Origin of the sequence: Haloarcula amylovorans (genome assembly GCF_004681185.1) — an archaeon.
Classification (GTDB): Archaea; Halobacteriota; Halobacteria; order Halobacteriales; family Haloarculaceae; genus Haloarcula; species Haloarcula amylovorans.
In genome coordinates, this window is sequence record NZ_SRIF01000001.1 from 1,282,670 (window position 1) to 1,303,207 (window position 20,538).

The following is a 20,538-nucleotide window of genomic DNA, read 5'->3' on the forward strand; positions in this document are numbered from 1 at the left end:
AACGCTACTTCTGATCGGAGACTTCTTCGACGGTGGCGAGGATGGATTCGGCGATGTCGCGGGCCTCCTCCGGCGTGTACAGTACCTGATTCCCGAGCGATTGCTCGATACGGACGTAGCCGTCGTCCGAATCGATGGAGAAAAACGCCGTGTTCTCCAGCGGTGGCACTCGGATACCTGAGCCGTCGGCCTGGTCGGTTGCCATGCCAGTCAATAACTCACGTTGCAGTATAAAAGTACCCATATATTACAAACCGTTGCAATAACGAATAGAGGAGGAAGGGGTTCGCTGTTGCTGTTCTCAGAACTCTCTCCGCGGTATTCTATCGAAAGTTGCGAGGGAAGATCGCTCCGTGCGAGTCTTCCAGCACTGTTTGCGAGGGACCGTATTAGGTCCTCGTCCCGACCCCTTTCACGTCTCGGGCGTCGTCGCCTCCGGCGACACCGCCCGACGGCGATAGCGGTCGGTCAGTGCGAGGGAAGGGATTTGAACCCTTGGACCCCTACGGGAGCGGATCTTGAGTCCGCCGCCGTTTCCTGGCTTGGCTACCCTCGCACGCTGTCTCACTGTCGTGCAGTTCGACCAATGACATCGGGATATAAACCTCTTACACTCTCGGTCGGCCGACGAGTGCACGGGCTGGCGATGACGCCGTCTCAGTCCGCGGCGTTCGGTTCGGTTCCGGTGAATTCGAAGCGTGCGCCGCCGTCGTGGCTCTCGGTGACTGTACAGTCCCAATCGTAGGTGTTGGCCAACTGGTCGACGTAGGTAAGCCCGAGACCGGTCCCGCCGCCGTCGGTGGTGTAGCCGGGTTCGAACACCTGACTGCGCTCGGCTGCCTCGATTCCGTGGCCGTCGTCCGCGATGTAAAAGCCAGTGGGCAGGTCCCCGACGCGAACGGTCACGTCGGGACCGGCGTGAACGACCGCGTTCGAGAACAGGTTTTCGAGGACGTACTGGAGGTGTGTCGGGTCGGCTTCGACGACCTGCTCGGTTTCGATCACTAGTCCCGACTCGTCGTCGTTTGCTGTCTCCCAGGCGTCGCTGGCGGCGTCGGCCAACGCGACTTCTTCCCAGTCGATGACCGAGTCCGTTCCGCCAGCGGTGACGAGGATGACATCGATCAGCTCCGCCATGCGGTCGAGTGCCGTCGCCAACTCCTCGGCCGCCGCCTGGTCGCCGGTCGCGGCCTGCTGTCGGTAGAGGTGTGCGATCTGGAGCGGATTGCGGAGTTCGTGGGCCAACATCCCCGCAAACGATTCGAGCCGCGCGTCCGTTCGCTCGCTTTCCAGCCCGGCGCTCACCCAGTTGCCGAGCAGTTCGACGAGCGTCACGTCCCACTCCGAGAACGACTCCGCTCGCGGGTCCATGTCGTAGAAACAGAACGTCCCGTAAGGGGTGCCCTCCACCGTGACCGGAATCCCGAGATAGCTGGAGATACCCCACTCCGCGTTGCCGGTCCGGTCGGCGAGGTCCGGCGCGTCGGTCTCGACGTCGTCTACCACGAGCGTCTCGCCGGACCTGACGACGCGCTCGCAGTTCGTCGCGTTGAGCGAGACGACATCGCCAGCCTCGAAGTCACAGTCGGCCGGGCCGGAGAGCGCCTCGAAGACGTAGGTGTCGGTGTCGACGTCGATACGCGACAGCGCCCCGTACTCCGTCCCGAGCGCGTCGCTGACGACCGACAGTAGTTCCGTCACCTGTCGGTCGAACGGTCGGTCGATGTCGCCGACGATCTCGTAGATCCGCTGGAGCGCGCGCTCGCGGGTCTCGAGTCGACTCCGTTCCCGGACGCGCCCAGAGATGTCGCGGAAGAAGACGGACAGCCCTGTCTGGGAGGGGTAGAGCCGTCCCTCGAACCGGCCATCGGACGCCGGATGGTCGATTTCGAACGTCGCCGACGACGCTGTGGCCATCGCGTGTTCGCATTCGTCTCGAAACGTCGTCACTATCGACTCGGGCAGCAACTCCCCAACTGCGGTGCCGAGCAGGTCAGTTTCGGCGCTGGCGAAGACGTCCGCGGCTGCGTCGTTGCAGAAGGTGACTCGTAGTTCCTCGTCCAGCGCCACCACCGGGTCAGTTATACGTGAAAGGACCGCCGCTCCGTCCGGCTCATCGGACGGGTCCGGCGGCTCTCGTTTCTCTGTCATGACGGATACTTCGAACTGTGGCTCAAAAAAGCTCTGCATTATCAGCGTCGGCGTTCTGCAGCGCGAACCGTGTCGGTCTATCGACAGTATCGAACTGGACCGGTGGATTCACCCGGCCCGCCGTCGAAGGTGACGCATGGACGACCACACGCGGGACCCGACTGTCGAACCGCCAGCAGGTGACCCGACGGGCTGGCGAGCGGACGGGCAGTGGGAACACGCGACGCTCCGCCGGGCCGTCGTCCACGGGGTCCGCCTGTACAACGTCGGGGAGTTTCACGAATCGCACGACTGCTTCGAGGACGAGTGGTACAACTACGGCAACGGTTCGACGGAGAGCAAGTTTCTCCACGCGATGGTCCAAGTCGCGGCCGGCGCGTACAAGCACTTCGACTTCGAGGACGACGACGGGATGCGCTCGCTGTTTCGCACCTCTCTCGACTACTTCCGCGGCGTCCCGAAGGATTTCTATGGCGTGGATGTCCTCGACGTTCGGACCACCGTCTCGAACGCGCTGGACGAGCCGAGCGAACTGGAAGGATGGCAGATTCGCCTCGACGGCGAGTATCCGACCGCCGACGAGGCGGATTTCGCATACGCCGAGACGCTGGATTGACCACCGACCGTCACATCGAGAGCGTTGTTAGGAAGTGACACAGTAGCGTGGTGATGTGGAATCCACACGACTCTAATGGTGGGACGCCCAAAGGCTACTCAATGCGAGTCGAACAACTGGGCGACGGAGCGCCCGAAATAGTCGTGGTCGGCGGCATTCACGGCGACGAACCGTGCGGCCCGGACGCCATCGAGGCGATTCTCGCGGACCCACCGGCCGTACAGCGCCCGGTGAAGTTTATCGTCGCCAACGAGGAGGCGCTCGAAGCGGGGGAGCGCTACCTCGAAACCGACCTGAACCGCGCGTTCCCGGGCGACCCTGATTCGGCGCTTCACGAGGAGCGACTGGCCGCGGAACTGGCCGATGAACTCCGTGGCTGTACCGTCCTCGGCCTCCATTCGACCCAGTCCTACGACGGCATGTTCGCCCTCGTCGGAGAGTTGTCGCCGGAGCTTCGGGATATCCTCCCGAACCTGTCGGTCGACGCGGTCGTCGAGACGGAAGCCGCCAACGAAGGCCGTATCTTCTCTGTCGCGCCCGAAACGATCGAGGTGGAGTGTGGCTATCAGGGGTCGCCTGAAGCCGCCGAAAACGCCGAGCAGGTCATCAGAGAGTTCCTCGCTGCGACGGGGGTAACCAACGGAGAACTGCCGGCTCGGGGCGAGTCCCTGCCGGTGTTCCAGCTGGGCGATCCCATCCCGAAGGCCGCGGCCGACCAGTACGAGGTGTACGCTAGAAACTTCGAGGAACACCCGGCCGGTGAGCCGATTGCGGCCGCGGACGACGAGCAACTCGTCTCTGACGAGTCGTTCCACCCCGTTCTCCTCTCCGCGGAGGGCTACGAGGACGTCTTCGGTTACACCGCCGACCACGTCGGCGTACTCGACTGAGCCGACTCATACGGATTGTTGTAGTCTCGTACCGGGATCGTCAACCCCGGTGCGACGGGTACCGATAAACAGCTACAACAACCCGTATCAGGCGTCCTCGGGCGCTTCGAGTTCGACCAGCGTGAGGTCACGGTCAAGCATGCAGTAGTCGTGTGGTGGGTCGCCGACGATCTTCTCGATGCGGTACTCGGTGTCGAACTCCGCGCCCATCGGTTCGCAGTACTGGTGGCTCGGGCATTCGGTGTGTGGACACGAGCCGGCGAGCGAGGCTTTGCTCCCGGCGTATGCGCCTTTGTCGGGAACGTTTGCGGGAATCGGTGCAGGTTCGACTTCGACGGCGCGGACGCCGGTGTCGTGGACGGCACAGTCGAGGGTCTGCCCGCTCTCGCGGACGCTAGTGATTCGATATCGGCGGCCCGGCGTGAGGTTGAGACATTGGTCGCGGTACGGACAGCCGGCACAGCCGTCGGCCTCGCCGTGGTAGACGAACTCCTCGCCCACCTCGGCGAGGCGCGTCCCGACGAGCGTCACGGAGGTCATAGCGGGGATAGAACAGGCCCGAAGTTAAGGGTCAGGAACGGCCGGTCAGTTCGTCCAGTTCGTCGAGGTACGCCTCGCGCGGGACCTGATACAGCGAGCGATAGTCCAACTCCCCCGACGCGAAGCGATTCGCGAGGGTCACGGCGGCCTCGACGGCGGCGTCCCGGTCGGTGACGGACTCGGCGTCGCGGGCTACCTCCGGTTCCAGATACAGCGTGACGTACCAGTCCTCGCCCGTCCGGTCGACGCCGGGTCGGCGCGTGCGCTTGCCCCGCGTAAGGTAGATCGTCGGCAGACAGGGGGCCGGAAAGTTCTCGCTGTCGAAGATGTCCGGACGGTACGCTAAGATGAGTTTTTCGTTAGTCTCGTTCCACACCGTCCAGTCGTCGGAAAGCGCGTCGAGGTCCATACTGAGGCGTTCTCGCCGCCGTCCAATACTCTGTCGGCTGGCGACATCGAGACGAAGTCACCGTCTGGTATATAAACCCAGTACGAATAGCGTGATGGATGATGACATACCTCGGCTGTGCCGTCTCCGTGTTAGGGAGGCAAATCGTGGCGACAAGAGGCGGTGGTATATGTGTGTCGGAGAAAGGTACTTATGAGTGGAGTTCTCATGTAATAAATAGTATCGGAAACAGTTACGCACTGTCACCCGCTACCAATGGGGTGGGACCGTCCCCGTGTCCACCCGGCCAGCCCACATATGACATGGCACACTCATCGGCCTGCGTCGGCAGGTCGTGTGGCGGCCGCCCGCGAGAGCGTACGGAGCGACAGGTGGTGGCAACTGATTGACTGGGTCCGGTCCGGCACAACCGCGCCGCGTGCCGAACTCACCGAGATAGCATGAGCAAGAACAAAGAGACACTCGAAGCACTGAGCAAGGAGTACCGGGACACGATACCGGCGGACTTGCGGACGACGCACTCGTTCGACTGGTATCTCGAACAGCTATACGACGAGCCGCGCATCGCTCGGAACGCCCACCAGCGTGTGGCGGACATGTTCGATTACTACGGGACGAGCTACGACGAGGACGCCGGCGTCGTCGAATACGAACTCGCCAGCGAGGACCCATTACACGACGGCGAGAACACGTTCTACGGTCGCGAGGTCCACGAGTCCATCCACGAGTTCGTCAACAAGGTCAAGTCCGGTGCGCGCGGCCTCGGTCCCGAAAAGCGCATCAAGCTCCTGTTGGGACCGGTCGGCTCCGGGAAGTCCGACTTCGACAGGCAGGCCCGGCGCTACTACGAGAACTACACTCGCCGCGACGAGGGCCGGATGTACACGTTCCGCTGGACGAACCTCTGTGACGTGGTCGGCGACCAGGATCCGGCAGATGACGTGGTACAGTCGCCGATGAACCAGGACCCTCTGGTCTTGCTCCCACAAGACCAGCGCGATAAGGTCATCGACGACATCAACGAGGAACTCGACGCGCCCTACACGATCCGCAACGAACAGGCGCTCGACCCGGCCAGCGAGTTCTACATGGACCAGTTGCTCGCTCACTACGACGACGACCTCCAAGCCGTCCTCGAAAACCACGTCGAGATCATCCGCTTCGTCGCCGACGAGAACCAGCGCCAGGGTATCGAGACGTTCGAGCCCAAGGACAAGAAAAATCAGGACGAGACGGAACTCACCGGCGACGTCAACTACTCGAAGATCGCTATCTACGGCGAGAGCGACCCACGCGCGTTCGACTACTCCGGCGCGTTCTGTAACGCCAACCGAGGTATCTTCTCCGGCGAGGAACTGCTGAAGCTCCAACGCGAGTTCCTCTATGACTTCCTCCATGCTAGTCAAGAACAAACGATAAAGCCGAAGAACAACCCCCGAATCGACATCGACCAGGTCATCGTCGGTCGGACGAACATGCCCGAGTATCGCGATAAGAAGGGCGACGAGAAAATGGAGGCGTTCAACGACCGGACGAAGCGCATCGACTTCCCGTACGTCCTCCAGTACGAGGAGGAGGCGAAGATCTACCGGAAGATGCTCCGGAACGCGGACCTGCCGGACATCCAGGTCGAACCCCACACGCTAGAGATGGCGGGCCTGTTCGGCGTCCTCACGCGCATCGAGGAACCCGACACCGAATCGGTCGACCTCGTCCAGAAGGCCAAGGCCTACAATGGCGAGATAGACGAGGCCGACGACATCGACGTGAAGAAGCTCCGCGACGAGGCCTCGAAGACCGCCGAAATCGGCGAAGGGATGGAAGGCGTCTCCCCGCGGTTCATCGGCGACGAAATCGCGGAGGCCATCATGGACTCGATGCACCGCGACCGGGACTTCCTCTCGCCGCTGACGACGTTCAACCACCTCGAAGGCAACTTGGAGAACCACGGCTCCATCGACGAGGAGTCCTTCGACGAGTACTACCGCTTCCTCGAACTCGTCCGCGAGGAGTACAAAGAGCGGGCCATCGAGGACGTGCGCCACGCGCTCGCCTACGACATGGACGAGATTCAGCGCCAGGGCGAGAAGTACATGGACCACGTCATGGCCTACATCGACGACGACACCGTCGAGGACGAACTCACCGGACGAGAGCAGGAACCCGACGAGCAGTTCCTCCGGTCGGTCGAGGAAAAACTCAACCTGCCCGAAGACCGGAAAGACGACTTCCGTCAGGAGGTCTCGAACTGGGTCTCCCGCCGAGCACGCGAGGGGGACACGTTCAACCCGCAGGACAACGACCGCCTGCGCCGCGCCTTAGAGCGCAAACTCTGGGAGGACAAGAAGCACAACATCAACTTCTCGGCGCTGGTTTCGTCCGGCGAGATGGACGACGACGAGCGCAACCAGTGGATCGACGCGCTCATCGAGCAACACTACTCCGAGGAGGGCGCGCGTGAAGTGCTCGAGTTCGCCGGCGCGGAGGTCGCCAAGAGCGAGATGGAGGACTAGATGAACGGCGAGGAGTACATCGGCCGGGCGGACGAGTCCCTCGATGCGACCTACGAGGCCCCGATGAGCCTCGCGGAGTACGTCGACACAGTTCTCGAAACGCCCGAGATAGCCGCCCACGCCTCGAAGTACCTGCTCGCGGCCATCGAAGCGGCGGGCACCCGAACGGTCATCGAAGAGGGCGAGGAGAAGGAGCGCTACCGCTTCTTCGACGACCCGCATAACGACGGGGAACACGCTATCCTCGGCAACACTGAGGTGCTGAACGCCTTCGTCGACGACCTGCGCTCTATCGCCGCCGGGCGAGGGAAAGACGAGAAGATCGTGTGGCTGGAAGGCCCCACTGCGACGGGTAAGTCCGAACTCAAGCGGTGTCTCATCAACGGCCTGCGGGAGTACTCGAAGACGCCCGAGGGCCGCCGCTACACCGTCGAGTGGAACGTCGCCGGCGCGGGCGGGAGCGACAGTGCCCTAACCTACGGCGACACCCCCATCGAGGACGAGGACGACTGGTACGAGAGCCCGGTGCAGGTCCACCCGCTGACGGTGTTCCCGCAAGACGTCCGGGCGGACCTGCTTGCCGCTATCAACGAGAAACTGGACGACCACATCGGGATTCACGTCGACGGCGACTTAGACCCGTTCTCGCGGGAGGCCTACGACTACTTAGAAGAGCAATACCGCCGGCAGGGGGCTGAAGACCTGTTCTCGGCGGTCACAGACCCAGGACATCTTCGGGTGAAGAACTTCGTCGTGGACATCGGTCGTGGCATCGGCGTCCTCCACTCCGAAGACGAAGGAACGCCGAAAGAGCGGTTGGTCGGGTCGTGGATGCACGGGATGCTCCGCGAACTGGACTCGCGGGGCCGGAAGAACCCGCAGGCGTTCTCCTACGACGGCGTCCTCTCGCAGGGCAACGGCCTGCTGACGGTCGTCGAAGACGCCGCCCAGCACGCCGACTTGCTCCAGAAACTGCTTAACGTCCCCGACGAGAGCCGCGTGAAACTGGACAAGGGCATCGGGATGGACGTCGACACCCAACTGGTCATCATCTCGAACCCCGACCTCGAAGCCCAACTCAACCAGCACGCGGAGCGCGAGGGACAGGACCCGTTGAAGGCGCTGAAACGTCGGCTGGACAAACACGAGTTCACGTACCTGACGAACCTCTCGCTGGAAGCCCAGTTGCTCCGTCGGGAGTTGACCAACGAGACGAGCGTCTGGGATCCCGACTCGTGGGAAGAGTTAGAGACGTGGATTCAGGAACCGGTGACCGTCGCCGTCCGTGACGAGGCCGAGACGGCCACGGAGAAGGAACTGGCTCCCCACACCGTCGAGGCGGCGGCGCTGTACGCCGTCGTCTCCCGACTGGACGCCTCGCCGATTCCGAGCGGCCTGGACCTCGTGGATAAGGCGCTGCTGTTCGACCGCGGCTACCTGATGGAAGGCGACGAGCAGGTCGACATCGACGATTACAACGTCGAGAAGACCGACGCCGACGGCGATCACGGCATCCCCGTGACCTACGTCCGCGACATCGTTGCCGACCTGCTTCACGAGACGCAGGATCGCCATCACCCCGACTTACCCGTCGAACACGTCATCATGCCACGAGACGTTCTCAACGCTATCGCGGAGGGGCTCGGCGACGCACCGGTGTTCTCGACGGCGGAGGCCGGCGAGTACGAGGAGCGAGTCGTGCCCGTGAAAAACCACATCTTCGGCGAACAGGAGCGGGACGTGCTGGACGCGATGATGCGCGATAAGCGCGTCGACGAGACCACTGTCGAAGAGTACATCGAGCACGTCTACGCGTGGGCCAGCGACGAACAGATAGAGAACGCCCGCGGCGAGTACGTCGACCCGGACCCGCTGAAGATGAAGGTGTTCGAGATCGAGCACCTCGGCCGGTTCGACGAGTCGAACTACGACGACAACGACCCCGACGAGGCGGTCGAGGCGTTCCGCACCGACAAGATCATCACGGCGCTGAACCGCCACGCGTGGCAGCGCCGCGACGAGGAGTTCCGCGTCGGCGACGTCTCCCCCAAGGAGATTCCCGTCATCAAAACCGTTCTCGGGAGTCACGACTGGGACGACGTCAAGCGGACCTACGAGGACTTCGACCCCCGGCAGTGGGACAACCCGCCGTCCGGGACCGAGACGGCCCGCCTCAAGGAGACGACCATCGAAAACATGGTCGACATGCGCGGGTACAGCGAGGCCACCGCCGAGCTGACCAGCCGACACGTCATGAGCCAGGTGAGTTACAGATGGGACTGAAAGACGACTTAGAGCGCTACCGCGAGATCGGTGAGGAGCGGCGACAGGACCTCGCCGAGTTCATCCAGTACGGCGACCTCGGCAGTTCGCGCGGCGACGAGGTCCGTATCCCTATCAAGATAGTCGACCTCCCGGAGTTCGCCTACGACCAGCGAGACAAGGGCGGTGTCGGGCAAGGCGAAGGGGCCGAACCGGGCGACCCGGTCGGCCAACCACAGCCCCAGCCGGGCGACGACGGCGACGAGGACGGCGAACCCGGCGAGGAGGGCGGCGAACACGAGTACTACGAGATGGACCCCGAGGAGTTCGCCGAGGAGCTAGACGAGCGTCTCGGCCTCGATTTGGACCCGAAGGGGAAGAAAGTCATCGAGGAGAAGGAGGGCGACTTTACCGACATTACTCGGACCGGGCCGTCCTCGACGCTGGACTTCGAGCGCCTGTTCAAACAGGGGCTGAAGCGCAAGCTGGCGATGGACTTCGACGAGGACTACGTCCGCGAAGCGCTGAAAGTCGACGGCTGGGGGCCGGCGACGGTGTTCGAGTGGGCGCGCGAGAAGAACATCGTCGTCTCGAAGGCGTGGATAGAGGACGCCTACGAGGACATCCCCGACGACGAGAAGACGACGTGGGCGTCCATCGAGGAGATGGAGGCGAACGTCGAGCAGACGGACACCCCACAGCGCATCCGCCGAGAAGGCGTCGACGAGATTCCGTTCCGCCGGGAAGACGAACGCTACCGCTACCCCGAAATCGTCGAGGAGCGCGAGAAGAACGTCGTCGTCGTCAACATCCGGGACGTCTCCGGGTCGATGCGCCAGAAGAAGCGCGAACTCGTCGAGCGAACGTTCACGCCGCTGGACTGGTATCTCCAGGGGAAATACGACAACGCCGAGTTCGTCTACATCGCCCACGACGCCGACGCGTGGGAAGTTGACCGCGACGAGTTCTTCGGTATCCGCTCGGGCGGTGGAACCCGCATCTCCAGCGCGTACGACCTCGCCGCCGCAGTACTGGAAGAACAGTATCCGTGGAGTGAGTGGAACCGCTACGTGTTCGCCGCCGGTGACTCCGAGAACTCCTCGAACGACACGGAGGAGAAGGTCATCCCGATGATGGAACAGATCCCGGCGAACCTCCACGCCTACGTGGAGACCCAACCCAGCGGGAACGCGATCAACGCGACCCACGCCGAGGAGGTCGAGCGGAGCTTCCGCGACAGCGACAACGTCGCGGTGGCGTACGTCTCCTCGCCGGAGGACGTCATCGACGCCATCTACGAGATACTCAGCACGGAGGAAGAGGGATGAGCAAAGACGACAGATTCGCCAAGCAGCGCATCGCCGACGACTTAGAAGAGCCGGTCAACGAAGCGGGGAACCTCGCTCGAAAGCTCGGGTTGACCCCCTACCCGGTGAACTACTGGGTCGTCGACTACGACGAGATGAACGAACTCATCGCCTACGGCGGGTTCCAAAAGCGGTACCCCCACTGGCGCTGGGGAATGCAGTACGACCGCCAGCAAAAGCAGGGCCAGTTCCTCGGCGGGAAGGCCTTCGAAATCGTCAACAACGACGACCCGGCCCACGCCTTCCTCCAGGAGTCGAACACGCTGGCCGACCAGAAGGCGGTCATCACCCACGTCGAGGCCCACGCCGATTTCTTCGCCAACAACCGCTGGTTCAAGATGTTCAGCGACGGAGCCCCGCCCCGAGCCGCCAGCGAGGCGACGGAGGGCGGCCCCGACAGAGGTCCCGACGCTGCCGGGATGCTCGCTCGCCACAGCGACACCATCCGGGAGTACATGCAGGACCCCGACATCGAGCGCGGCGAGGTCGAGCGGTTCATCGACCACGTCCTCTGTCTGGAGGACAACATCGACCAGCACCAGCCGTACAGTCCCGTCGAGACGGCCGCGGAGCACTTCGAGGACATCGAGGGCGTCGACGTCGCCGACCAACTGGACGAGCTCGACCTCTCGGACGAGGTCAAGCGACAGGTGTTCGACGACGAGTGGTTGGACGCACAGGCCGACGACGAGGACGGGGTGACGTTCCCCGCCCAACCCGACAAGGACGTGCTCGGCTTCCTGCGCAAGCACGGGATGGCCTACGACGAGGACGCCGGGAAGGCCGTCGAGATGGAGGACTGGCAGGCCGAGATACTCGAACTCCTGCGCCGGGAGGCATACTACTTCGCCCCCCAGAAGATGACGAAGGTGATGAACGAGGGCTGGGCGGCCTACTGGGAGTCGCTGATGATGACCGGCGAGCGCTTCGCCGGCGACGACGAGTTCGTCCTCTACGCCGACCACATGGCGCAAGTGCTCGGATCGCCGGGCCTGAACCCCTACAAACTCGGCCTCGAAATCTGGGAGTACGTCGAGAACACGGAGAACCGCCGGGAGGTCGTCGAACGCCTGCTTCGCGTCGACGGCATCACGTGGCGGACGTTCCACGACGTCGTCGACTTCACCGAGGTGCAGGACCACCTCGAACCGCCAGTCTGGTTACAGAACGTGGTCGAGCACCTCGACGAACTCGACCCGGAGGACCCGCGCGTGGACGGCGAGGCCCTCGAACGCGCCTGGGCTGGCGATCTCGACGCCGAGACGTACCCCTGGAAGGTGCTGACCTACGAGGGACTGGCACAACGGCACTACTCGCTGGTCAAGCCCCAGTACCGCGGGTTCGTCTCGCGGGTCAGTCAGGAGGAGTTAGAGCGCGTCTCGCGGTATATGTTCGATGACTCCCGCTACGACAGCGTCGAGGCGGCGCTCGCGGACGTCGAGTACACCCGCGGCTGGGAGCGCATGCGCGAGATTCGCGAGAGCCACAACGACGTGACCTTCCTCGACGAGTTCCTCACGCAAGAGTTCGTCGACGACAACGACTACTTCACCTACGAGTACACCCACGCCTCCGGCGACTACCGCGTGACCTCGACGGACCACGAGGACGTCAAGAAGAAGTTGATGCTCAACTTCACCAACTTCGGCAAGCCCACCGTCGTCGTACAAGACGGCAACTACCAGAACCGCAACGAGTTGCTGTTGGCCCACCAGTTCAACGGCGTGATGCTCGACACCAGACAGGCCGCGGACGTCCTCGAACGCACCTTCGAACTCTGGGGCCGCCCAGTGAATCTCCTGACCATCGTCAAGGAGTTCGACGACCACGACGTGGAAGTCGCCAAGCGCCGCGACCGTGAACCCGAACCCGAGGAGGTCGGCAAGCGACTGCGCTACGACGGCGAGGAGATCACCGTCGAGGACGTCCCCTGGAACGAGGTCGAACACCTCGCGGCGACGGACATCGACTACAACACCAAGCCCGACGAGTGGACCGCCTGAACGTCACTGTTTTCTCGAAGAGAGCGATTTCTAGTTTTGGCAGGGTCGGGAGTGTGACCGATTCAAACAACCAGAAAGCCCCCGCCCGAGCGCGGCCGCTGCGCGACATATTCTCGCGACGCTCGCTCGGACACCGGGAGACCAAAGGTCTCCCGAGAAATCGGGCGGCGAGCCGCCCGATGACGGCCCCTTTCAGTCCCACCCCGTAACTGGCCGGTCAGCCGACACGGGTGGGACTGAAAGGGGCCGCTGGCTGAGCGACGGCGGGCGACACAAGCACTGCACTGAGCGAACACAGTGAGCGAAGGAAGCGCGCAGCGAGCCCCCCGAGTTCAGCCAGCCGGGGCTTTCTGGTTCTCGGTCTTAGCAGCTCCCTCACCGGACACTATCTCTAATACTAGCTCGGCGGCGAAGGGAAACCCGTTTTTCCGCCCGCGTCGAACGGCGTCCATGGACGTACACACGGTTGCCGACCTCGGTCCCGACGAGCGGTCAGCGCTGTTCGACCGGGACGCGGGCGTCGAGAGCGTCAGAGACGACGCTCGGGACATCGTCTCGCAGGTCCGCGAAGAAGGCGACGTGGCGTTGCGCCGCTTCGCCAGCGAGTTTGACGGCGTCGAGGTGGGGAACGTCGATATCACCGACGCCACCGAACGCGCCTACGAGGAGATCGACGACGACGTGCGCGCGGCCATCGAAGACGCCGCCGAGAACGTCCGGGCGTTCCACGAGCGGCAGGTGCCCGAGGACTGGCGCGAGGACTTCGAGGGCCGGGAACTGGGTCGCCGGTTCCGACCGCTCGACAGCGCCGGGGTGTACGCGCCGGGCGGCACCGCCGCCTACCCCTCCAGCGCGCTGATGGGCGTCATTCCGGCGAAGGTCGCGGGCGTCGAACACGTCGCCGTCGCCACACCACCCGCCGACGAGGTCAATCCCGTCACGCTGGCAGCCATCCACGTCGCCGGGGCCGACGCCGTCTATCAGGTCGGCGGCGCGCAGGCCATCGCGGCGCTGGCCTACGGCACCGAGACGGTCACTGCCACCGACATCGTGGTCGGGCCGGGCAACCGCTGGGTCACAGCGGCGAAAGCCGAGGTGCGCGGCGACGTGGCCATCGACTTCCTCGCTGGACCCTCCGAAATCATGGTCGTCGCAGACGACACTGCCGACCCCGAACTGGTCGCGTCGGACCTCGTCGCGCAGGCCGAACACGACGAGAACGCCTCCGTCGTCGCCGTCACCGACGACGAGGAACTCGCCGAGAGCGTCACCGAGGCCGTCGAGAAACAGGCCGCCGAACGAGAGCGTGAGGCCGTGATTCGAGCAGCGCTCGAAAGCGACGCCTCGGGCGTCTTCCACGCTCGGTCGATGAGCGAAGCCGTGCTGTTCGCCGAGGAGTACGCCGCCGAGCATCTCTCGATTCAGGCCGACGACGACGAAGCGCTACTGGAACGCATCCCCTCCGCAGGCTCCGTCTTCCTCGGCCCGTACAGCCCCGTGGCGGCTGGCGACTACGCCGCCGGGACGAACCACGTCCTGCCGACCGGCGGCGCTGCACGGGTCACTGGCGGCCTCTCCGTAGACACCTTCGTCCGGTCAACGACCGTCCAGCGACTCACCGAAGATTCCCTCGCGGACATCAGCGAGACGATTACGACGCTCGCGGAGGCCGAAGGGCTGGAGGGTCACGCCGAGAGCGTCCGCAAGCGGTTCGAGTGAGCGGGGACCGAGTAGCAGTCGAGAAGTTCGTACTGCTGTACATTACGCTCGGTCCTCAGTGACACCTTCGTAAAACAGCAGTCCGATCGAAGAAACGGAGAGAACGAACAGTATCACTCCGGTAGTACCGACCACGACCTGTCCCGCTCCGAGAGCGCTAGCGTATCCCAGCCCAAATAATCCGATAACCGAGAGCAAAAGCCCCAAGATGAAACGCTGAAACGATGCAGCGAGGTCGTTCATACTTCGACTATAAAATTCCAAGCAGTAATCTCTTGTGTGAAAATATACTACCGCACTTGATAGACCGGTCGTCCACGGATGAACCTAGACAACAATGTCCGAAAGCGATTCGAGTAGCGGCACTCGGCAGAATACGCAAGGTTCGCTTTTTCGGCTCTGTCGGTCCATAGCGTCGCCCATGTCGAGTTACGAGGCGCACTCGATATCGTATTCGGGAACGACCGAAGACGACTGGGACGCCCCGTCCGAGAGCGACTTCGACACGGACGACCTCTCGACCATCGACGACCACTTCCTGCTGTCCTCGTCAGGCTTTCCACCGGAGGACTTCGGCGACCTGCAGATTCCGGTCGTCGACCCGGAGGGGAACCTAAATCTGAACGCGCTCCAGACGGCCTACAGCGGCGGCCACAGCGTCGAAGCCGTCGATGGAATCGACGACGACACTGTCGGGCAGGTCAAGGGCATCATCCAGCGGCTCGCCGAAGAAGGATTCGACCATCAAATAGGCGACTGAGCCGAACCACGGCTATCGCTCGGGAGCGTGAGCAAGCTATCTCCTTTTCCGTCGAGCGCGTCCAGAAGGCGTATGACCGCATACGAAGCTACGGCCGTCTCCTACGATACCGTGACGACAGAGGCGTGGGACGCGCCGGAACTGAACGACTTCGACACAGACGACCTCACCGAAATCGGCGACCACTTCGTGGTGGCGAAAGGCGGGTTCCCGCCCGAGAAGTTCAGCGACCTCGAACTCCCGGTGGTCGATACGGACGGCAACCTCAACCTGAACGCGATACGAACGGCCTACAGCGGCGGCCGCAGCGTCGAAGCCATCGACGGCATCAGCGAGGGGACGCGAGCGAAGGCCAAGAGCATCCTCCAGAATCTCGCCGAGGAGGAGTTCAGCGAGGGGCTCGACACCGAGATGGGCGAGTAAGCAGGAATGGATTCCCGACGACGCAACCGGCGTCAGGGTTAACAGGCTAGGGAGTGGACTATTCGTATGAGCAGTACCGCAGAGGACGGTGAACCTGAACTCGGCGGCTCCGACGTGGGCGTCACGGAGGAGGCCGCCGCGGAGGCACTGGACCTGCTGGAAGGAGAAGGGCTAGACACAGACGTGGCCGGCCTACGTCTGTTCGTTCAGCAAGGCGGCTGTGCGGGGCTCTCCTACGGGATGCGCTTCGAGCACAAACCGGAAGACGGCGACACCGTCTTCGAGCGAAACGACCTGCGCGTGTTCGTCGACGGCGCGAGCATCGACTACATAGAAGGGTCGGTCCTCGCCTACGAGGGCGGACTCCAAGGCGCGGGGTTCCACGTCGAGAACCCCAACGTGGTCAGCGAGTGCGGCTGTGGCGAGTCGTTCCGAACGTAGTCTACGCTTCGAGTTCGAAGGCGACGGTCACTTCTGCCTGATACTCTCGTCCGTCGGCGTTCGCGATCTCGACGCCGAGTTCGTCCACTTCGACCCACTTCAGATTGTCCAGCGTCCGCTCGGCGCGTTCGATGGCGTCGTCGGCGGCGTCGTCGAAGCTCTCCGAACTCGTCCCGATAAGTGTGATTTTCTTGAATACCATTGGTGTGGTGTAACACTGTTGCCACGACCGAGCGGTCGTGACCCAGTGCTATACCCGAATGTTGGCTTGCGGTTTTTGTAACCGTTGGGGCTATCGAGGACGAACGACGGGCACGTAACCGGTGGACTACGTCAACTCGTCTAAGCTCATCTGCGCGTCGTCGTCTGCGGGCGGTTCGTAGTCGGTGAAGACGCGACTGTGGACGATGTCGTCCAGGTATTCCTCGTCGCGTTCGAAGCCGATGCAACTCCGCCCGAGGTCACGGGCGACTTTCATCGTCGTCCCGCTGCCGAGGAAGGGGTCGAGGATCACGTCGCCCGGGTCGGAACTGACCTCGACGATACGTTCGATGACTGCCTCGGGGTACTGCGCGGGGTGGTCAGTGCGTTCCGGCGACGCTCTGTCCGTTCCAGATGTCACCTTCGGGATGTCCCAGACGTCGCCCGGATTCTTCCCCAACGGGTTGACCTTCAGCTCGCCGTCTTTCTTCTGGTTCGGGTATTTCGCCGGGACGCGCACGTCGTCTAAGTTGAACGTGTAGTCGTCTAAGTCGGCGACGCAGTACAGCCACGTCTCCTTCTTCGGCGAGAAACGGTTTCGACAGTTCACGCCCGCCTTGTAGTGCCAGATAACCTGCTGGACCAGCGAGATGTTCAGTTCGTCGCGGACGATGGGGTAGATATCGTACTCCCACGGGACGTACTGTCGGCCGTCTCCCTCCTTCCGAAAGCCAATGTTGAGCCAGAAGGAGCCGTCGGCAGCCAGTGTCCGCTCGGCGAGTGCCATCCACTGACGCGTGAAATCGAGGTAGTCGTCGAGCGCCATCACCTCCTCGTACTCCTTGCCGATGTTGTACGGCGGGGAGGTGACGACGAGGTCGATATCGCCGTCGGCGACCACCGCGTCCATATCGAGGGCGTCGCCGAGATACGCCTCGTAGAACGTCTCGCCGTCGTCGGCCTCGTATCGCAGTTCCATCGCTTGCCCTCGAAGTGGACAGTCTGTACTTTCAGTCTTTCGAGCTAGCTGGTTCGCTGTCCGAGCCATCCCTCGACGTGACCGACGACGTCCGTGAGGTGGGCGGTGCCCCAGATAGCGACGACGACGGCCCCGACGGTGTCGAAGACGAGGTCGAGCATCGTATCGCGCAGACCATACTGCGTCAGGACGGCCGAATTGCCGGTTGATTCGGCGACGAGGCCGATAGTGAACTCGATGACCTCCCAGAGCACGCCGAAGGCGAGTACGAACAGGAGAATGAACACGAACGTGAACCGAGGCGGGAGGTATATCTCCTCGGAGTGGCGATCGAGCGCGCGAACGGTGGTGTAGCCGACGGCGGCGACCAGCGACGAGGAGAGCGCGTGGGTGAGGTGGTCCCACCCCGGGACGCTGGCGTAGAAGTTCGTCGCGGACCACGGGATGCCGATGACGCCGACCGCGTGAAGGAAGACGGCCGACGTTATCCACAGCGTCAGCGCGGGGTCGAGCGTGATACCGTAGTCGCGCTCCAACAGCGGCGGAATCTGCGTCACCGCGAGACCGAGCGCCGTGTTGACGATGATACCCGTGTTCCCAGTCCAGACGCCGATTCCGAAGATGACGATCATCGAGAGTGTCATCCCTCGCGAGGCCTGTCGCTGGCGGCGGTCGCTGATGCCGAGGTAATCTCGAATCCTCATAGCTCCGGTTGCACCTCCTCGGGGACCCGCGTCGTCCCAAGTTCCCGGCGCACGTAGTACGCGAAGACGATGCCAGCGCCGACACCAGCGATGGTCGAGGCGACGAACTCCCACATCACGGCCTCCTCGATGGCGTGTTCGGTCAACGCCGGGTCGAGGAGGAACGTCGTCCCGAGCGTCTGGTCGGCGACCCAGCGGACGACGGCCCAAACGCCGGCGGTTGCCATCGTCGTCACGGCGACGAAGACGACGGCGAAGCGAGGCGTCATCCGAACCGGCGTGAAGACGTGGAGTTCGACGGCGACGATGAGCGCGATGGCCGCCACCGAGAGGTAGGTGGCGAGGTTCCCCGTGACCGAGAGCGTGGCGAACAGGCGGCCAATGACGGGAAGGGCCGCGAGTAGGAGAATCTCCCACGGAAGCATCGCGTGGCGGTTCAAGAGCAGTATGGGCGGCAACAGGGCTAACGCCGCGACGGCAGCGGCGAAGGCGGCCCAGAGTAGTTCCCCCTTCACGACGCTTCCGGCGACAACGGTCAGCAACAGCGCGACCACCAACCACGCGAGAAGCGCGTTGGCTCGTCGGTCGCGCAACAACGCAGTCACGTCGCGATTCATGTCCATCAGGTACAAGCGGACGTGGAAAACACTATCGCCGGTATCACTATCAGAGCACGCCGTAGGCCAGCGCGTAGGCCACTGCTGCGACGGTCACGGCCGCGAGGCCGGTCACGACGGTTTCGAGCCAGTCGACGCCGTGGCTGAACGGGCGCACCGGCGCGCCGACGACGCCGATGGCGAGGACGCTGAAGACGAAGTGCGCGGACTGTTCGAGCGTCGGGGCTGGAAGCAGGAGGGCGGCGGCAGCGTAGCCAGCGCCCAGTGCGGCCCGCGGATGGACCAACGCGGGTAACTGGTAGCCCGAGAGCCGTGCGTAGGTCCAGACGGCCAGCCAGACGGTCCCGAGTTCGACGGCGAACGCCGCCAGCAGGTGCCCGGTCGGATCGGGGTGGAGCAGAATACGCTCGGCGACGAGCGTCACGTCGAACGGGTAGAGGAACGGCGGCGGGCCGCCGGTGAAGAGGTCGCCGAACGGGTGGGAGAACAGCCCCGCTACCGCGACGGCGAACAGCGGTCGGGGAGCGATGTCCAGGCGTCGGGCGGCGAACGCGCCGACCCCGACCCCAGCGACCGCGAAGACGAGGACGACGGCACCGCCGACGACGCCGCTGACGGCGGTCGCTATCGCGACGAGGAGCGTGGCGAGTGCGAGCGAGAGCGTGCGCCACTGTCGCTTTTCCGTGGCCCAGAGCGCGACGGCCAGCGCGAGGATCGCGCCCATCACCAGCGAGTGGGTCGGCCCTCGATGGACGACGTTGGCCGTCTCCCAGAACACGTCGGGACTGAGCGTCCCCACCGACTGGATGAGCAGGCCGACGGGCGCGTACACAACGTCTACGTCCGGTACGGCGGCGAAGAGGGCGGCCACTACGCCCAACTGAAGCGCGCGCTCGTGGCGCACGTCCAGCCGTCTTGCCCCAAGCGCCACGAGCGCGAACGCGAGGAGAGCGTGGCCGATAAACATACCACCGTGTTCGTCGTCAGCGGATATAAGTATCGCGTGTCAGACGGTGGTACACTGCGTGAACCGCAGGGTTAGTCGTTGGCGCTCACTTTCGTCCACTGTTGTTCGATGTCGGCGTTGGCCCTGACGACGACGTCGCCGTCCACGTCGAAGCGGGTCTTGCGCAGTTCGATGGCGAGCACCTCGCCTGTCGTGTCCTTCACCGTGACTGTGTCGCCGGGGTTGAAATCCGGGTCGCGCAGGAGGTAGACGCCGGAGACGGCGTCGGCGATCATATCCGAGAGGGCATACGAGACGCCCAGCGCCAGAAAGCCCGTCGCCGTCCCGAGCGACGCCGCGACGAGAGTGAGACCGACGATGGAGAGAAATGAGAGGCCGACGCCGAACCAGAGGAACACGAGGACGAGGCTGGCGATAAACTGGCGATACACCGGTGCTTCGCCGGGCAGCGCCCGTCGGAGAACCGCCCTGACGACAAGCATAACGAGTTTGATGCCGACGGCAGCGATGGTCAGGAAAACGAGCCCCGCGAGGACGTTCGGAAGTATCTCCCGAGCGCTGCCGAGAAGTTCTTCGAGCGCGGAAACCACGACGTTGGCTTGCACGCCCGGTGGTTGAACCCGTCGTCCCTAAGGGGCTACGGGTGGACGACGTCGTAGCCGCCGTCCTCGTGGACGCCGATGACGGCCCAGTCGTACGCTACGTCCATGCCATCGAGGCGACGGCCGAGGTTCGAAGCGTCGGCCGCCCACGTGACGAAACAGCGCAACTCCCCTGTCTCCGGAAGTGTCTCGTAGTCTTCGACGACGGAGACGGCGACTTCTCGCCACTTGTGTTCTGCCCGGATACCGGACTCTGTGCGCGACACGGTGTACCCGATGTCGTCGAAAATCGACTGAGCTCGCTCGCCGAGGGATGTGGTAACGACCCCCATCTGTTATGGCCTACCAGTGGGGGTGGTATAAACGTTTACACC

22 protein-coding genes and 1 tRNA gene are annotated in these 20,538 nt (G+C 63.6%); 10 read left to right on the forward strand and 13 right to left on the reverse strand.

The window, feature by feature from the left end:
• Positions 1–4: 4 nt before the first annotated feature.
• From E4S61_RS06460 to E4S61_RS06470, 3 genes are all read right to left on the reverse strand, one after another.
• A complete protein-coding gene (locus E4S61_RS06460; RefSeq protein WP_135303063.1) occupies positions 5–205 on the reverse strand; it encodes a hypothetical protein in 201 nt (66 codons plus the stop codon).
• Positions 206–472: 267 nt separating this feature from the next.
• Positions 473–556 (reverse strand) — tRNA-Leu (locus E4S61_RS06465).
• Between the two features lie 101 nt (positions 557–657).
• A complete protein-coding gene (locus E4S61_RS06470; RefSeq protein ID WP_167768430.1) occupies positions 658–2,151 on the reverse strand; it encodes an ATP-binding protein in 1,494 nt (497 codons plus the stop codon).
• A 136-nt stretch (positions 2,152–2,287) separates the two neighbouring features.
• On the opposite strand from E4S61_RS06470, the gene E4S61_RS06475 reads away from it, so the two are divergent.
• Together E4S61_RS06475 and E4S61_RS06480 are read left to right on the forward strand one after the other, a co-directional pair.
• The gene (locus E4S61_RS06475) at positions 2,288–2,767 is read left to right on the forward strand and encodes a DUF309 domain-containing protein (RefSeq protein WP_135303065.1); all 480 of its coding nucleotides are present in this window, start codon (positions 2,288–2,290) and stop codon (positions 2,765–2,767) included.
• Between the two features lie 101 nt (positions 2,768–2,868).
• Positions 2,869–3,657, forward strand: coding sequence for a M14 family metallopeptidase (locus E4S61_RS06480; protein WP_135303066.1), 789 nt, complete (start codon positions 2,869–2,871; stop codon positions 3,655–3,657).
• 87 nt (positions 3,658–3,744) lie between these two features.
• Here the strand turns inward: E4S61_RS06480 and E4S61_RS06485 are convergent, their stop codons facing one another.
• Complete coding sequence (locus tag E4S61_RS06485) at positions 3,745–4,197, reverse strand: UPF0179 family protein (RefSeq protein ID WP_135303067.1); 453 nt, start codon at positions 4,195–4,197, stop codon at positions 3,745–3,747.
• A gap of 31 nt (positions 4,198–4,228) precedes the next feature.
• On the reverse strand, positions 4,229–4,606 hold the full coding sequence (locus tag E4S61_RS06490) for a DUF5820 family protein (protein ID WP_135303068.1): 378 nt from the start codon (positions 4,604–4,606) through the stop codon (positions 4,229–4,231).
• 440 nt (positions 4,607–5,046) lie between these two features.
• Here E4S61_RS06490 and E4S61_RS06495 point away from each other — a divergent pair, with 440 nt between their 5' ends.
• From E4S61_RS06495 to hisD, 5 genes are all read left to right on the forward strand, one after another.
• Positions 5,047–7,119: a PrkA family serine protein kinase gene (locus E4S61_RS06495; RefSeq protein ID WP_135303069.1), complete on the forward strand. Its 2,073-nt coding sequence runs from the start codon at positions 5,047–5,049 to the stop codon at positions 7,117–7,119.
• Entirely contained in the window at positions 7,120–9,402 is a 2,283-nt protein-coding gene (locus tag E4S61_RS06500) for a PrkA family serine protein kinase (protein WP_135303070.1), read from the forward strand.
• The gene (locus E4S61_RS06505; RefSeq protein WP_135303071.1) at positions 9,393–10,709 is read left to right on the forward strand and encodes a YeaH/YhbH family protein; all 1,317 of its coding nucleotides are present in this window, start codon (positions 9,393–9,395) and stop codon (positions 10,707–10,709) included. The genes E4S61_RS06500 and E4S61_RS06505 overlap by 10 nt, the downstream gene beginning before the upstream one ends.
• On the forward strand, positions 10,706–12,751 hold the full coding sequence (locus E4S61_RS06510) for a SpoVR family protein (protein ID WP_135303072.1): 2,046 nt from the start codon (positions 10,706–10,708) through the stop codon (positions 12,749–12,751). Before E4S61_RS06505 ends, E4S61_RS06510 begins: the two co-directional genes overlap by 4 nt.
• 450 nt (positions 12,752–13,201) lie before the next feature.
• The gene (gene hisD / locus E4S61_RS06515; RefSeq protein ID WP_135303073.1) at positions 13,202–14,470 is read left to right on the forward strand and encodes a histidinol dehydrogenase; all 1,269 of its coding nucleotides are present in this window, start codon (positions 13,202–13,204) and stop codon (positions 14,468–14,470) included.
• A 42-nt stretch (positions 14,471–14,512) separates the two neighbouring features.
• Here hisD and E4S61_RS06520 read toward each other — a convergent pair whose 3' ends face one another.
• Positions 14,513–14,713 (reverse strand): hypothetical protein, encoded by a 201-nt coding sequence (locus E4S61_RS06520; protein WP_135303074.1) that lies wholly within the window; start codon positions 14,711–14,713, stop codon positions 14,513–14,515.
• A gap of 178 nt (positions 14,714–14,891) precedes the next feature.
• Between E4S61_RS06520 and E4S61_RS06525 the strand changes: the two genes are divergently transcribed.
• The 3 genes from E4S61_RS06525 to E4S61_RS06535 all read left to right on the forward strand — a co-directional run bounded on the left by E4S61_RS06525 (position 14,892) and on the right by E4S61_RS06535 (position 16,094).
• The gene (locus tag E4S61_RS06525; protein ID WP_135303075.1) at positions 14,892–15,230 is read left to right on the forward strand and encodes a hypothetical protein; all 339 of its coding nucleotides are present in this window, start codon (positions 14,892–14,894) and stop codon (positions 15,228–15,230) included.
• 72 nt (positions 15,231–15,302) lie between these two features.
• On the forward strand, positions 15,303–15,653 hold the full coding sequence (locus tag E4S61_RS06530) for a hypothetical protein (protein WP_135303076.1): 351 nt from the start codon (positions 15,303–15,305) through the stop codon (positions 15,651–15,653).
• A 66-nt stretch (positions 15,654–15,719) separates the two neighbouring features.
• A complete protein-coding gene (locus E4S61_RS06535) occupies positions 15,720–16,094 on the forward strand; it encodes a HesB/IscA family protein (protein WP_135303077.1) in 375 nt (124 codons plus the stop codon).
• Between the two features lies 1 nt (position 16,095).
• On the opposite strand, the gene E4S61_RS06540 is transcribed toward E4S61_RS06535, so the two are convergent.
• The 7 genes from E4S61_RS06540 to E4S61_RS06570 form a co-directional block, all read right to left on the reverse strand.
• Positions 16,096–16,296 carry a dodecin gene (locus E4S61_RS06540; RefSeq protein WP_135303078.1) on the reverse strand — a complete coding sequence of 67 codons (201 nt, stop codon included), beginning with the start codon at positions 16,294–16,296 and terminating at the stop codon, positions 16,096–16,098.
• 126 nt (positions 16,297–16,422) lie between these two features.
• A complete protein-coding gene (locus E4S61_RS06545) occupies positions 16,423–17,274 on the reverse strand; it encodes a DNA-methyltransferase (protein WP_167768431.1) in 852 nt (283 codons plus the stop codon).
• Between the two features lie 44 nt (positions 17,275–17,318).
• On the reverse strand, positions 17,319–17,978 hold the full coding sequence (locus E4S61_RS06550; protein WP_135303080.1) for a hypothetical protein: 660 nt from the start codon (positions 17,976–17,978) through the stop codon (positions 17,319–17,321).
• Entirely contained in the window at positions 17,975–18,595 is a 621-nt protein-coding gene (locus tag E4S61_RS06555) for a hypothetical protein (protein ID WP_135303081.1), read from the reverse strand. Before E4S61_RS06555 ends, E4S61_RS06550 begins: the two co-directional genes overlap by 4 nt.
• Before the next feature lie 49 nt (positions 18,596–18,644).
• Entirely contained in the window at positions 18,645–19,562 is a 918-nt protein-coding gene (locus E4S61_RS06560; RefSeq protein ID WP_135303082.1) for a metal-dependent hydrolase, read from the reverse strand.
• A 71-nt stretch (positions 19,563–19,633) separates the two neighbouring features.
• Entirely contained in the window at positions 19,634–20,167 is a 534-nt protein-coding gene (locus E4S61_RS06565; RefSeq protein WP_135303083.1) for a mechanosensitive ion channel domain-containing protein, read from the reverse strand.
• 32 nt (positions 20,168–20,199) lie between these two features.
• Positions 20,200–20,496, reverse strand: coding sequence for a DUF7116 family protein (locus tag E4S61_RS06570; RefSeq protein ID WP_135303084.1), 297 nt, complete (start codon positions 20,494–20,496; stop codon positions 20,200–20,202).
• Between the last annotated feature and the right edge of the window lie 42 nt (positions 20,497–20,538).

Excerpts from the sequence above, each read along its gene's own strand:
- E4S61_RS06460 (WP_135303063.1), bottom strand. The coding sequence starts at position 205 with ATGGCAACCGACCAGGCCGACGGCTCAGGTATCCGAGTGCCACCGCTG.
- E4S61_RS06470 (WP_167768430.1), bottom strand. The coding sequence starts at position 2,151 with ATGACAGAGAAACGAGAGCCGCCGGACCCGTCCGATGAGCCGGACGGA.
- E4S61_RS06475 (WP_135303065.1), top strand. The coding sequence starts at position 2,288 with ATGGACGACCACACGCGGGACCCGACTGTCGAACCGCCAGCAGGTGAC.
- E4S61_RS06480 (WP_135303066.1), top strand. The coding sequence starts at position 2,869 with ATGCGAGTCGAACAACTGGGCGACGGAGCGCCCGAAATAGTCGTGGTC.
- E4S61_RS06485 (WP_135303067.1), bottom strand. The coding sequence starts at position 4,197 with ATGACCTCCGTGACGCTCGTCGGGACGCGCCTCGCCGAGGTGGGCGAG.
- E4S61_RS06490 (WP_135303068.1), bottom strand. The coding sequence starts at position 4,606 with ATGGACCTCGACGCGCTTTCCGACGACTGGACGGTGTGGAACGAGACT.
- E4S61_RS06495 (WP_135303069.1), top strand. The coding sequence starts at position 5,047 with ATGAGCAAGAACAAAGAGACACTCGAAGCACTGAGCAAGGAGTACCGG.
- E4S61_RS06500 (WP_135303070.1), top strand. The coding sequence starts at position 7,120 with ATGAACGGCGAGGAGTACATCGGCCGGGCGGACGAGTCCCTCGATGCG.
- E4S61_RS06505 (WP_135303071.1), top strand. The coding sequence starts at position 9,393 with ATGGGACTGAAAGACGACTTAGAGCGCTACCGCGAGATCGGTGAGGAG.
- E4S61_RS06510 (WP_135303072.1), top strand. The coding sequence starts at position 10,706 with ATGAGCAAAGACGACAGATTCGCCAAGCAGCGCATCGCCGACGACTTA.
- hisD (WP_135303073.1), top strand. The coding sequence starts at position 13,202 with ATGGACGTACACACGGTTGCCGACCTCGGTCCCGACGAGCGGTCAGCG.
- E4S61_RS06520 (WP_135303074.1), bottom strand. The coding sequence starts at position 14,713 with ATGAACGACCTCGCTGCATCGTTTCAGCGTTTCATCTTGGGGCTTTTG.
- E4S61_RS06525 (WP_135303075.1), top strand. The coding sequence starts at position 14,892 with ATGTCGAGTTACGAGGCGCACTCGATATCGTATTCGGGAACGACCGAA.
- E4S61_RS06530 (WP_135303076.1), top strand. The coding sequence starts at position 15,303 with ATGACCGCATACGAAGCTACGGCCGTCTCCTACGATACCGTGACGACA.
- E4S61_RS06535 (WP_135303077.1), top strand. The coding sequence starts at position 15,720 with ATGAGCAGTACCGCAGAGGACGGTGAACCTGAACTCGGCGGCTCCGAC.
- E4S61_RS06540 (WP_135303078.1), bottom strand. The coding sequence starts at position 16,296 with ATGGTATTCAAGAAAATCACACTTATCGGGACGAGTTCGGAGAGCTTC.
- E4S61_RS06545 (WP_167768431.1), bottom strand. The coding sequence starts at position 17,274 with ATGGAACTGCGATACGAGGCCGACGACGGCGAGACGTTCTACGAGGCG.
- E4S61_RS06550 (WP_135303080.1), bottom strand. The coding sequence starts at position 17,978 with ATGAGGATTCGAGATTACCTCGGCATCAGCGACCGCCGCCAGCGACAG.
- E4S61_RS06555 (WP_135303081.1), bottom strand. The coding sequence starts at position 18,595 with ATGAATCGCGACGTGACTGCGTTGTTGCGCGACCGACGAGCCAACGCG.
- E4S61_RS06560 (WP_135303082.1), bottom strand. The coding sequence starts at position 19,562 with ATGTTTATCGGCCACGCTCTCCTCGCGTTCGCGCTCGTGGCGCTTGGG.
- E4S61_RS06570 (WP_135303084.1), bottom strand. The coding sequence starts at position 20,496 with ATGGGGGTCGTTACCACATCCCTCGGCGAGCGAGCTCAGTCGATTTTC.